General features: G+C 77.0%; 8 protein-coding genes. 2 read left to right on the forward strand and 6 right to left on the reverse strand.

What is annotated here, in order from left to right; genetic code table 11:
* Nucleotides 1–106 precede the first annotated feature (106 nt).
* A complete protein-coding gene (locus tag D459_RS0122450) occupies nucleotides 107–823 on the reverse strand; it encodes a PhzF family phenazine biosynthesis protein (protein WP_206540791.1) in 717 nt (238 codons plus the stop codon).
* A 134-nt stretch (nucleotides 824–957) separates the two neighbouring features.
* Between D459_RS0122450 and D459_RS0122455 the strand changes: the two genes are divergently transcribed.
* Both D459_RS0122455 and D459_RS0122460 read left to right on the forward strand, forming a co-directional pair.
* Nucleotides 958–1,266: a DUF6221 family protein gene (locus D459_RS0122455; protein WP_017595260.1), complete on the forward strand. Its 309-nt coding sequence runs from the start codon at nucleotides 958–960 to the stop codon at nucleotides 1,264–1,266.
* 168 nt (nucleotides 1,267–1,434) lie between these two features.
* On the forward strand, nucleotides 1,435–2,811 hold the full coding sequence (locus D459_RS0122460; protein WP_017595261.1) for a glutamate decarboxylase: 1,377 nt from the start codon (nucleotides 1,435–1,437) through the stop codon (nucleotides 2,809–2,811).
* Nucleotides 2,812–4,092: 1,281 nt separating this feature from the next.
* On the opposite strand, the gene D459_RS0122470 is transcribed toward D459_RS0122460, so the two are convergent.
* The 5 genes from D459_RS0122470 to D459_RS37405 all read right to left on the reverse strand — a co-directional run bounded on the left by D459_RS0122470 (nucleotide 4,093) and on the right by D459_RS37405 (nucleotide 12,244).
* Complete coding sequence (locus tag D459_RS0122470) at nucleotides 4,093–5,445, reverse strand: dihydrolipoyl dehydrogenase family protein (protein ID WP_017595262.1); 1,353 nt, start codon at nucleotides 5,443–5,445, stop codon at nucleotides 4,093–4,095.
* A gap of 211 nt (nucleotides 5,446–5,656) precedes the next feature.
* Nucleotides 5,657–6,913 (reverse strand): 4-hydroxy-3-methylbut-2-enyl diphosphate reductase, encoded by a 1,257-nt coding sequence (gene ispH / locus D459_RS0122475; RefSeq protein ID WP_017595263.1) that lies wholly within the window; start codon nucleotides 6,911–6,913, stop codon nucleotides 5,657–5,659.
* 522 nt (nucleotides 6,914–7,435) lie between these two features.
* Nucleotides 7,436–8,500 (reverse strand): family 2 encapsulin nanocompartment cargo protein polyprenyl transferase, encoded by a 1,065-nt coding sequence (locus tag D459_RS0122480; protein ID WP_017595264.1) that lies wholly within the window; start codon nucleotides 8,498–8,500, stop codon nucleotides 7,436–7,438.
* Between the two features lie 64 nt (nucleotides 8,501–8,564).
* Nucleotides 8,565–9,998, reverse strand: coding sequence for a family 2B encapsulin nanocompartment shell protein (locus tag D459_RS0122485; protein WP_017595265.1), 1,434 nt, complete (start codon nucleotides 9,996–9,998; stop codon nucleotides 8,565–8,567).
* On the reverse strand, nucleotides 9,995–12,244 hold the full coding sequence (locus tag D459_RS37405) for a terpene synthase family protein (protein WP_017595266.1): 2,250 nt from the start codon (nucleotides 12,242–12,244) through the stop codon (nucleotides 9,995–9,997). Before D459_RS37405 ends, D459_RS0122485 begins: the two co-directional genes overlap by 4 nt.
* Nucleotides 12,245–12,248 lie beyond the last annotated feature (4 nt).

Consider the following 12,248-nt stretch of genomic DNA (forward strand, 5'->3'; position numbering starts at 1 on the left):
CGCGCTCCGGCGGCCGGGACCGCCGCCCCTGCGGTCTGACGCGGCCCGTCCCCGGGATCCGGGAGAGGCGGCCGGGCCTCCGGCCCGCGGACCGCCCCGGGGCGGCTCAGGCCTCGACGGTGCGGGTCTCCACCGGGACGACCCGGCCGCCCACCTCGACGGTGCCGCCGGGGCCCGGCCGGGTGCGGATCAGCGAGGCGCGGCCCTGGTGGACGTCGAGCGGGCGGCCCAGCTCGGCGGTGAGCACGATGGCCGCGGCGCCGGTGGCCTCGTCCTCGGCGACGCCGCCGGGGCGGCGCGGGAAACCGCGGGCGCGCACCCGGCCGGCCGGCTCGTCCAGCCATGCCCACGCGTACAGCCAGCCGTCGCCCTCCGGCGGGCCGTCCAGCGCCTCCAGCTCCGCCACCGAGCCGAACCGCTCGGTGCGCCGCCCCGCCGCCCACTCCGGGCGGGCCCGGATCCAGCCGGTGCCCTCCGCGCCGCCGTCCTCCCAGGCGGACACCGGCCCGGCCTCGGTGACCAGGCCCTCCACCGGGAGGCCGGTGCGGCGCAGCAGCCAGGCGGCCCCGATCAGCGGGTGCCCGGCGAACGGCAGCCGGGCGCCGGGGGCGTAGATGTCCACCGCCCCCGATCCCGGGTCGTCGATGAACACGGTCTCGCTGAAGCCGAGCCGGTCGGCGAGGGCCTGGCGGCGCGCCCGGTCCGGCACGGCCGCGCCGTCCGGGACGATGCCGAGCGGGTTGCCGCCGGTCCCGCCATCGCCGCAGAAGACGCGCACGACGTGCAGCTCAATGGCGGTCTCAGAGATGCTCTTCGGATTCACGGGTAGATTCAACCAGCTTCCCTCGGCCCGGTTGAAATGTCCGTCTCCGGCCGCGCCGGAGGGGTGCCCCCGGCCGCGCGGGGTGGTATACGACGCGGTAAGGCCACCGAAACCCGCGAAGGGAGCACCCCCGGGTGACCATCGTCGACTTTCTCAGCGCGCGCCTGGACGAGGACGAGCGGGCCGCGCACGCCGCCTCGCCCGGAACCGGCGGACCCGGCCGGGCCCGCGCCGACGTCGCGGCCAAGAGGCGGATCGTCAACGAGTACGTCCGGGCCCACCGGGAGCAGATGAGCGCGGTCGCCGGTGCGAGCGGCAGCCGGGGCGGAACCCCCGGAACCCCCGAGGCATGGGGCGCGCTGCACGCCTGGCGGAAGGCGGTGGAGCACCTCGCCGCGGCCTACGCGGGCCACCCGGACTACGACCGCTCCTGGGCGGTGTGACGCCCGGAGCCGTGACGTCCGGGGCGGGTAACCGCCCGGTGCGGAGTCGGTCAAGGGGCGCGGCGGGGGCCGCCGGGGGAGCGGGGCCGTGAATAGCGTGCGCAGCGGGTCGCCGGTCCGGAACGGCGACGGCCCGGGGCGCCCGGCCCCGGGCGGTAAGGAGGGCCCATGGCTCCGCACGAGGCCGGCCGCGCCGCCGAGGGGCGCCCGGACGACGTCTACGCCGCGCCGCTGAGCGGGGAGCCGCTGCCCCGCCACCGGATGCCCGACCGGGAGGCCGACCCCCGGGTCGCCTACGCGCTGGTGCGCGACGAGCTCTCGCTGGACGGCGACTCCTCGCAGAACCTCGCCACCTTCTGCACCACCTGGGCCGAGGAGGAGGCCCGGCGGCTGACGGCGGAGAACCTCGACAAGAACATGATCGACAAGGACGAGTACCCGCAGACCGCGGAGATCGAGTCGCGCTGCGTGCGCATCCTCGCCGACCTGTGGAACTCCCCCGACCCCCGGAACACCGTCGGCTGCTCCACCACGGGCTCCAGCGAGGCGGCCATGCTCGGCGGCCTCGCGCTGAAGTGGCGGTGGCGGGAGCGCCGGCGCGCCGCCGGGGCCGACGCCTCCCGGCCCAACCTGGTCTGCGGGCCGGTCCAGATCTGCTGGGAGAAGTTCGCCCGCTACTTCGACGTGGAGCTGCGCCGGGTGCCCCTGGAGGAGGGGGAGACCGGGCTGCGCCCGCACCAGCTCCGCGCCTACGTCGACGAGAACACCATCGGCGTGGTCGGCATCCTGGGCGTCACCTACACCTGCGACTACGAGCCGATCGCCGGGCTGGCGGCGGAGCTGGACGCGATCCAGCAGGACACCGGCCTCGACGTCCCGCTGCACGTGGACGCCGCCAGCGGCGGCTTCGTCGCCCCGTTCTGCGATCCCGGGCTGGAGTGGGACTTCCGCCTGGAGCGGGTCGCCTCGATCAACGCCTCCGGGCACAAGTACGGGCTGGCGCCGCTGGGCGTCGGCTGGGCGGTGTGGCGCACCGCCGACCTGCTCCCCGATGACCTGGTCTTCCAGGTGGACTACCTCGGCGGCGACATGCCGACGTTCGCGCTCAACTTCAGCCGCCCCGGCGGCGAGGTCATCGCGCAGTACTACCACTTCGTGCGGCTGGGCCGGGAAGGCTACCGGAAGGTCCAGCAGCGCTGCCTGGACACCGCCGCGAGGCTGGCCGAGGAGATCTCCGGCATGGGCCCGTTCTCCCTGGTCTACCCGGGGAGCGGCGCGCTGCCCGCGGTCAGCTACACCCTCGCCGACCCGGGGGCCGGGTTCACCCTGTACGACCTGAGCGACCGGCTGCGCACCCGCGGCTGGCAGGTGCCCTCCTACCCGCTGCCGCCCGACCGGGACCGCACCGTCGTCCAGCGGGTGCTGATCCGGCACGGCGTCAGCGCCGACAAGGCGGCCCTGCTCGCCGAGGACATGCGGCGGTCACTGGAAGAGCTGTCCTCCGGCGCACGCAGTGGCGCCGAGCGGATCGGCTTCCACCACTGAAGGACGCGCAGAGACCGCACCGGACCGGGGGTCGGCCGGGCGGCGACGGCAGCGGTGGGGCGTGCCGGCCGGTCGGTCGGGTGCGGCGCCCCACGGGGCGAAGGTTCAGGCCGGCGGCGATGGCAGAGGTGGGGGCGGGGCGGGCGCCTCACCCGGGCGCGGCGTCTCACGGAGTCGAGGTTCAAACCGGCGGCGACGGCGCAGGTGGGGGCGTGGCGGAGGTGGTCGCCCGGGCTCGGCGTCTCGCGGAGTGAGGGTTCAAGCGGGCAGCGAAGGCGGGAGGGGGACCGGCCGGTCGGTCGGGCGCGGCGCCTCGCGGAGCGAAGGTCAAGACGGGCGGCGACGGCGCAGGTGGGGGCGTGGCGGGGGCGGTCACCCGGGTGCGGCCTCTTGTGGGGCGGGATCGCCGTGCCCGCGTCGCCCGGGCGCCGGGGCCGGCCGCCTCCGAAACCGCTACCCCTCTCTGACCTGGGTGAATACGCAGGGTGATGGCGGTGTGGGGCGCCCTGCGCACCGCGAGAGCACCCCGGTGATTCCCGGGCGCGCATCCCGGTCCGGATCGGCCCCCGGAAGCCCCGAATCGCCTCGATCGGGCCGGTGTTCGGGGGTTCGAGGCGCCCGGAAGGCCGCAAGGCAGGGGGCTGGAACCCGGGAAGGGGTGGCGGGGGAACGAGATGTCGTATTCGTCCCTCCGATTGGCCACTCTGGGTAATCGGCGAGGGGTCGGCGGGGGGCTCGGGGCTTACTACTCGCTGGTAGATGTAAACGGGGTGCTCTCGCGGTGCGCAGGCCGCCCCTGCCTCCGCCCGATACCTGCCGCAAACCCGGCATAGGGGATAAGGCCCCCTGGTGGGCGCGGGCCGGGCCGGTGAACGCGGCGCCCGGCCCCCCTCCCGCCCTCGCCGCCCGCTTGAACCCCCGCCCCGTGAGGCGCCGCGCCCGGGCGATCGCCTCCGCTCCGCCCCCACTGGCGCCGTCGCTGCCCGTCTTGACCTTCGCTCTGCGGGGCGCCGCGCCCGGCCGACCGGCCGGTCCCCCTCCCGCCTTCGCTGCCCGCTTGAACCTCCGCTCCGTGAGGCGCCGCGCCCGGCTGGAGTGCCAAGCCCCGCCCCTACCTCCGCCGTCGCCGCCTGCTTGAACCTGCACTCCGTGAGGCGCCGCGCTCGGCCGACCGGCCGGTCCCCCTCCCGCCTTCGCTGCCCGCTTGAACCCCCGCCCCGCGAGGCGCCGCGCTTGACCGGAGGGCTCGTCCCACTCCTACCTGTTTCGCGTCGTTGCAGGTCAGGGCTCCAGGCGTTCCAGGGCGACCAGGTAGCCCTCGCTGTAGGTGGGGAACTGGGCGATGCCGTCGGTGAGTCGGTCGATCGGGATTCGCTCGCGGATCGCCAGAGCTGCGGAGTGGATCCACTCGCCCGCCATCGGGGCGAGGGCCCAGGCGCCGAGGAGCACCCCGTGTCGGTGGTCGGCCAGCACCCCGAGACGGCCGGTGGGGGAGGTGGAGTAGGTCCACGGCCGGGCCAGTTCGGCGGTCAGGTCGATCTCTGCGTAGGAGGTCTTCAGCCCCATCTCCCGGGCCTGGGCCGGGGTGAGGCCGACCGCGGCCGCCTCGGGGTCGGTGAACAGCACCCGGGGCACCCCGGTGTAGTCGGCGTGGCGCTCGCGGCCGAGCAGGTTGTCGGCGACCACCCGGCCCTGGTATTTCGCCACGTGGGTGAGGAGCGCGGTGCCGGTGGCGTCGCCGACCGCCCACAGCCCTTCGGCGACGCGGCACCGGTCGTCCACCTCCACCCCGCGCCGGCCCACCGGCACCCCCAGCTCCTCCAGGCCCAGACCGGAGGTGTTCGGCACCCGACCAGTGGCGGCCAGCACCACCTCCGCGGAGACCTCGCCGCCCCCGTCCAGCTCCAGCACCGCCGACCCGTCGGCGGTGCGGCGGGCCCGCCGCACCGCGGTGCCGGTGCGCACGTCCGCCCCGTCGGCGCGGAGCGCCTCGGCCACCGCCGCGCCGAGCCGCGGGTCCTCCCGGCCGAGCAGGTGGCCGCCGCGCTCCAGCAGCACCACCCGGGCGCCCATCCGGACGAGGAACTGGCCCATCTCCACCGCGACCGCGCCGCCGCCGATCACCGCGACCGAGGACGGGATCCGGTCCAGCGCGGTCGCCTCCCGGTTGGTCCACACCTCGACCGAGTCCAGCCCCTCCACCGGCGGCACCAGCGGCGACGACCCGGTGGCCAGCACCACCTCCGGCGCGGTCAGCTCCCGCCCCGCCGCCACCCGCCACGGGTCGCGCCCGGTCAGCCGGGCTTCGCCCTTGACCACCTCGACGCCCTGCTCCTCGTACCCTGCGACCTGCCGGGAGTCGTCGCGGTGGCGCACCATGGCGTCCCGGTAGTCGCGGATCCCCTCCCAGTCCAGGGCGGGCTCCGCGGTCCCGGCCGCGCCCCGCGCCTCGGCCCGCACCTCGGGAGGGCGCAGCAGCGCCTTGGACGGGATGCACGCGTAGTAGCCGCACTCCCCGCCGATCAGCTCCTTCTCCACCACGGCCACCCGCCGCCCGGCGGCGGCCAGCCGGGAGGCGACCGTCTCCCCGCCCGGCCCCATCCCGATGACGATCGCGTCGAACCGCTCCACCATGCCGCCTCCCCGCCCGGTGCCGTACGCCTTCAGAGTCCTGTGCTACCCCGCCCGGGGTCCCGGCTACCCCGCTCGGGGCCGGCGGTACCGCGGGACGCGCCGCACGGCCGGGCATCACCTCGGCGGCCGCCGCCGGTGCGCGCGCCGACCGGGAGCCCCGCCCCTCCGCCGGGGCCGCACGGGCCGGGGGGCGGCCGTGCGGGGGCGCGGTTCAGCCGCGGCGGACCGGGGACGGCAGGGAGAAGCGGACCGTCTCCCGGGTGGTCTCGTGCTCGGTCACAGAGAGCGGGCCCAGGCCGCGCAGCGCCGCGATGACCTCGTCCACCAGTGCCGGCGGTGCCGACGCGCCGGCGGTGAGCCCGATCGCGGCCGCCCCTTCCAGCCAGCCGGGGCGGATGTCGGCGGGGCCGTCGATCAGGTGGGCCGGGGTCCCGTGCCGCTCGGCCAGCTCCACCAGCCGCACCGAGTTGGAGGAGTTGCCCGAGCCGACCACCAGCACCAGGTCGGTCTCGGCGGCGATCGCGGACAGCGCCTCCTGGCGGTTGGTGGTGGCGTAGCAGATGTCGGCGGAGTCGGGGCCGCGCAGCTCGGGGAAGCGGTCGCGGAGCGCGTCCACCACGCCGGCCGTCTCGTCCACCGCCAGGGTGGTCTGGGTCAGGTAGGAGACCCGGCCGGGGTCGTCCACCTCCAGGGCCGCGGCCTGCTCGGCGTTCTCCACCAGCACCGTCCGCTCCGGCGCCTCGCCCAGCGTGCCCTCCACCTCCTCGTGCCCGGCGTGCCCGATGAGCACGACGGTGTCCCCCCGCCCGGCGAACCGCCGCGCCTCGGCGTGCACCTTGGAGACCAGCGGGCAGGTCGCGTCGATCACCCCGAGCCGGCGGCGCTCGGCCTCGGCGTGGACCGCAGGGGAGACGCCGTGCGCGGAGAAGACCGTCACCGCGCCCTCCGGGACGGCGTCCAGCTCGTCCACGAAGACCGCGCCGCGCTCCTCCAGCTCGGCGACGACCCGGGAGTTGTGCACGATCTGCTTGCGCACGTAGACCGGCGGCCCGTGCTGTTCCAGGGCGCGCTCGACCGCCTCCACGGCCCGCTCCACCCCGGCGCAGAACGAGCGCGGTGCGGCGAGCAGCACCCGCCGCGGGACACCGGCCACCGCCCGCCAGGCGCCGAACGCGGCGCGGGCGGCCTCCCCGGCGGCGGGATCGTCCGGGGCCGCCGCCGCGCCGAGCCCGGCGGTCCCGCCGTCCGGGCCGTCGAACACGGCGGTCAGCACCCCCTCCTCGGTCCCCGGCCCGGGCAGCGGGATCGGACCGCTCCGGTGCGCGGCGCCGGCCCGCGCGAGCTCCCCGGCGAGCAGCACGCCCGCCGGGCAGGGCACCGCCGGGCCGTCGGCGGGCAGCAGGGCGTCGGCGACGAGCACCCGCGGGGGTGGTCCCCCGTCAGCGGCGTCGAAGTCGCTGGTGGGCATGGGCAGGGCCTCCTCAGGGGTCGGTGTGCGGGACTGCGTTGCGGACCAGGGCCGTCCTGCGGGTTGCGGTGGGCGAGCGGAGCGGGCGATGCCCTCCCGGCCGCGGGGCCGGCGGGACCGGGTTCCGGTTGTCGGCGGGGCGGCCCGTCCGGCGTGCTCCGTGCGGTGGCTCCGGCCGTCCTGCGGGCTGCTCTGGGGGTGAGCGGCGCCGGCGGTGACCCTCCCGGCCACGGGGCCGGTGGGATGGCCCGTCCGTGTCCGCCCTGCGCGGGGTTCCGGCCGTCCTGCGGACTGCGGCGGGCGAGCGGCGCCGGCGTTGACCCTTCCGGCCGCGGAGGCCGGTGGGACGGGCTTCCGGCCGTCGGCGGGGCGGCCCGTCCGCGCCCGCCCCGCGCGGGGCCCTGGTCCCCGTCCCGCCCCGGAGCCTTGTGCGCGGGGGCGGGGCTGGGCCGCCGCAGAGTGCCGGTGCCGGGCCGGCCGGTTCCGGAACCGGCCCGGGCGTCCGGGCCGGGCCGGGGACCCCTAGCCATCGCGGTGTGCGGCGAGGCGGGCCAGGGCCGCCAGTTCCTCGCGGGGCGCCCCGTGCAGGGCGGCGGCGTCCAGCGATGCCGCGGCGCGCTCCAGCAGCTCCGCCGCGCGCTCATCGCACCAGGCCCTGCCCCCGGCGGCCTCCACCAGCTCCGCCGCGTGCGCCGCCGACTCGCCGGTCATCGGCTCCTCCCCGGCCATCAGCGCGCCCAGCCGCTCGCCGGCGTCGGTCCCCGAGGTCAGGGCGGCGACCACCGGCAGCGACTTCTTCCGGCTGCGCAGGTCGGAGTGGACCGGCTTCCCGGTGGCCGCCGGGTCGCCCCAGATGCCGAGCAGGTCGTCGGTGATCTGGAAGGCCAGCCCCAGATCCGCGCCGAAGTCGCGGAGCGCGTCCACCCGGTCCGGCTCGGCGCCGCCGAGCAGCGCGCCCAGCGCGGTGCAGCAGCCCAGCAGGGCCCCGGTCTTCCCGCAGGCCATGGCGGTGCACTCGGCCAGGTCGACGTCGCTGCGGCGCTCGAAGGACAGGTCGGCGGCCTGCCCGCCGACCAGCGCCTGCACCGCCGCGCCCAGCATCCGCCCGGCCTCCGCGGCGCGCGGGCGGCCGTCGCCGGCCAGCACCTCGAAGGCGAGGGTGAGCAGGGCGTCCCCGGCGAGCACCGCCGGACTGGGGCCGAACACGCTCCACGCGGTGGGCCGGTGCCGCCTGGTGGTGTCGCCGTCCATCACGTCGTCGTGGAGCAGGGAGAAGTTGTGCACCAGCTCCACCGCGACGGCGGCGGGCAGCGCCGCGCGGGCGGTGCCGCCGACCGCCTCCGCGGCCAGCAGCACCAGGGCGGGGCGGAGTGCCTTCCCGCCGTCCTCGGAGGCGGGGCGCCCCTCGGCGTCGCACCAGCCGAAGTGGTACCCGGCGATGCGGCGCATCGGCTCGGGCAGGCCGTCCGCGGCCTCGCGCAGCGCGGGGGCGACCAGGTCGCGGGCGCCGGTCAGGATCTCGGTGGTGGTGCGGGCGGCGCCGGCCGGGCCGGCGGCCGGCTCGGTGGCGGAGTCGATGGCGGTCACGGGGCCTCCCGTTCGTTCGGCGGTCGGGTCGGTGGCGCTGGGGTCGGCCGTCGGGCGCGGGCGGTCAGCGGCCGAGCTCGACCCCTTCCAGGACGCCGAGGGCGTCGGGGACCAGCACGGCGGCCGAGTGGTAGGCGGTGACGAGGAACCGCCGGACGGCCTGGCCGCCGATGTCCATCCGCCGCACGGACACGCCCGGCTCGTACTCGTCGGGCAGCCCGGTGCGGTGCAGCCCGACCACCCCGGAGTGCTCTTCGCCGGTCCGCATCACCAGCACCGACGTGGTCCGGGTCCGGCTGACCGGGATCTTGTCGCAGGGCAGCAGGGGAACCCCGCGCCAGGCGGTGACGGTGCGCCCGGCGACCAGGGCGGTCTCCGGCAGCACCCCGCGCCGGGTGCACTCCCTGCCGAACGCGGCGATCGCCGCCGGGTGCGCGAGGAAGAAGTCCGACCGGCGCCGCCGGCAGAGCAGGTCGTCCAGGTCGTCCGGGGTGGGCGGGCCGCTGCGGGCCGGGATGCGCTGCTTGGCGTCGGCGCTGTGCAGCAGCCCGAAACCGGGGTCGTTGACCAGGTCGTGCTCCTGGCGCTCGCGCAGCGCCTCGACGGTCAGCCGGATCTGCTGCTCCTGCTGGTCCATCGGCTCGCTGTAGAGGTCGGCGACCCGGGTGTGCACGCGCAGCACGGTCTGCGCGATGCCGAGCGCGTACTCCCGCGGCGCCGGGTCGTAGTCGACGAAGGTCCCCGGGACGACGGGCTCGCCGGTGTGCCCGGAGGCCATGGCGATCGAGGCCTCGCCGTGCTTGTTGCCGTCCGGGGGCGGGGCCCCGGTGGCGGCGCGCACCCGCCGGTCCAGCAGCGGAGAGCGGTCCCGCAGCCGCTGGAAGGCGTCGCGGGTCAGCTCCAGCACGGTGCACGGGGTGGCGGCGCGCAGCGTCTCCGGCCAGGCGCCTCCGGTCCCGGAGCCGTCGGCGCCGAGCACGGTGGAGCCGGCCACCTCCCCCGCGGTCATGGTGCCCAGCAGCACCGGGTCGCCGTGCTCGCCGGAGCGGGTCCGCCGGACCCGGCCGTGCGCGATCAGCAGCACCCGGTCGGCGGGGCGGCCGGCCTCGGCGATCACGTCGCCGGGGTGGTACCGCGCGGCGGTGAAGGCGTCGGCGACCGCGCACAGCGCCGCCATGCCGCCGTCCGCCCCCTCGTCCAGCCCGCGCAGCACGGTCAGCTCGCGCAGGCCGGCCGGGAGCGGCCGGGGGTCGGTGCGCTCGCCGACCACGGGGACGCGGCCGTCGCCCACCTGGTGGGTGAGCCGCCGGTTCACCCGGTAGGCGCCGCCGGGCACCTCCACCCAGGGCAGCATCCGCAGCAGCCAGCGCGGCGAGGTCTCCCGGGTCTGCGGGGGCGTCTTTGTGGTGGTGGACAGCTGCCGTGCGGCCCGGGTGTCGAGGCTCTGCCGCGGGGCCGCTCCGCCGTCGGCGGCGTCCGTCTCCGGGGTGAGGGTCATGATGCGCACCGTCCGTTCGGTCGGGGGTCGAGGTCTCGCCGGCCGGGCGGCCGGGCGGCCGAGGTGCCCAGGCCGCGCGGTCCGCCCAGCAGGCGGTTGAGGGCGGGGTGGCGCGGCCCGGCTGCGCCGGCCCGGTAGCGGCCGGTGGTCAGCGTCCACTCCCGGTGCCCGGCGAGCCACAGCCGCAGCGCCTCGATGTAGCGGTCGACCAGGGACCGGGCGGACCCGTCCAGGCCGAGCTCCGCGCAGAGCGCCGGGACGTCGTGCCGGGAGGCCCGGTCGAACTCGCGGAGCCGGGCGTCGGCCGCGTCCGCCAGGACGTCGGCGGCCTGCTGCGCGGTGATCCCGAAGAACCGCTGCGCCACCAGCACCCCGTTGTTGACCTCGGCCTCCTCCTCCATCTCCTTGCGGAACGAGGCGATGTCGTTGCGGAGCGGCCCGATGTCGGACCACGACTCGGTGAGCGAGCGGACCTGGTCGGAGGCGAGGAACTCCTCGGGGAGCGGTTCGCCCTCCGGGCCGGAGAGCGCCAGCCGGGCCAGCGCCAGGGAGAGCGCGGTGCCGCCGGTGCGGCGGCGCATCTCGATGTAGTCGATCGGGTCCGGGACGCGGTGCTGGACGTCGTTGCCGAGCTCCCACAGCCAGGACTCGGTGAACTCCCGGACGAGGCCGGGGAACTCCCGCCGGGCCGCCTCCGGCAGCACCGGCGCGGTCCGCCGCCACAGGTCGGCGAGGGCTAGCTGGGCCGGGTCGGCCGGTACCGGGGCGGTGGCCGGGTCCGGCGGCATGAACGCCCGGAGCGCCTCCAGGTAGGCGCGGGCCCCCGGGACGTTCCGGGGCACCTTGAACTCCTGGGCGAACAGGTCGTCCAGGTAGGAGCTCCACAGGTGCCAGCCGGCGACCAGCTCCAGGGTGTCGCGGTCGGCCCAGGGGTGGGTGAGCGCCGCGAACCGCGGGTGGTCGGCGGCGTCGAAGGCCGCCCCGTCCCAGACCGGGCCGTCCAGCAGGCCGGTCCGGCGTGCCCAGTCCCGGGAGCGCGCCCGGACCGCCTCCAGGTGCGGGCTGACCCGGTGCGGGTAGGGCATGGTGAACGCCGGGACCCGGACCGGTTCGGCCGGGGTGCGCGGCACCGGGGCGTGCGCGGCGGCGAGTGCGCGCGCCCCCAGGGAGAGCGTCGCCGCGGCGCGCGCCGCGGCCGTGCCCAGGCCCTCGGCGCCCGGCGGGCCCCCGGGGGCGCCGGCCGCCGCCGCACCCGGGTAGCGGCCGGACCGCAGGTGCCACTCGTCGGTGCCGGAGAACCACTCCTGCAGGCCCTTCACGTAGCGCAGCACCCGGCCGCACTCCTCGGCGTCCAGGCCGTGCTCGGCGAAGAGCTCCGGGAGCTCGGTGGCGGCGGTGTTCTCGATCTGCCGCATCCGGGAGCCGACCACGTCGCGCATGATCTCCGCGGCGCGCTGCGGCCCGCAGCCGAAGAAGGTGTCCATCACCAGGACGCCGTTGTCCAGCTCGCCCTCCTCCTCCACCTCGCGCTGGTAGGAGTAGACGTCGTTGTGCATGCCGGCGGCGTCGGCGAAGGAGTCGGTGATCACCCGCAGCGGGCGGGTGCGGGCGACGCGGGCCGGCAGCTCCGCGCCCAGGGCCGCCTCGACCAGCCCGGCGGACCACTCGGCGCCCCCGGCCCGGCGGCGCATCTGCAGGTAGTCGATGGGGTTGGCGACCTCGCCCGAGGCGATGGAGACCAGCTCGCGCAGGGACTCGTCGGTCAGGTTGCGGGTGTAGCCGAGGAACCGCTCGCGCCAGTCGACCGACATCGCCGGGGCGGTGCGCCGCCACAGGTCGGCCAGGGCCCGCTCGACCGGGGCGGAGGTCTCCGGGACCTCCGCCTCCGGGTCGAGCGGCATGAAGGCGCGCAGGCCGGTCAGGTAGGCCTGGGCGGCTTCGCGGTCCCGGCCGCGCTTGAACATCTCCAGGAAGTGGTCGTCGAAGTAGAACACCCACACGTACCAGTCCGCGACCAGCCCCATGACCTCCTCGGAGCAGTCCGGGTGGGTGTAGGCGGCCAGCAGCGGGAAGTCGTGCGCCTCGTACTTCGCCCGGGTCCAGACGGGGGAGCCGTCCGGGCCGGTGTCGTCGAGGATGCCCATCTCCTCCGTCCAGGCTCTGGAGTGGGCCCGCGCGGCCTCCACGTGCGGGTTCAGCCGCGCGGGGTGGGGCGTGTAGAACGCCGGGATCTCGTAGGGGTGCATCGCG

Source organism: Nocardiopsis potens DSM 45234 (genome assembly GCF_000341105.1).
Lineage (GTDB): Bacteria > Actinomycetota > Actinomycetes > Streptosporangiales > Streptosporangiaceae > Nocardiopsis_A > Nocardiopsis_A potens.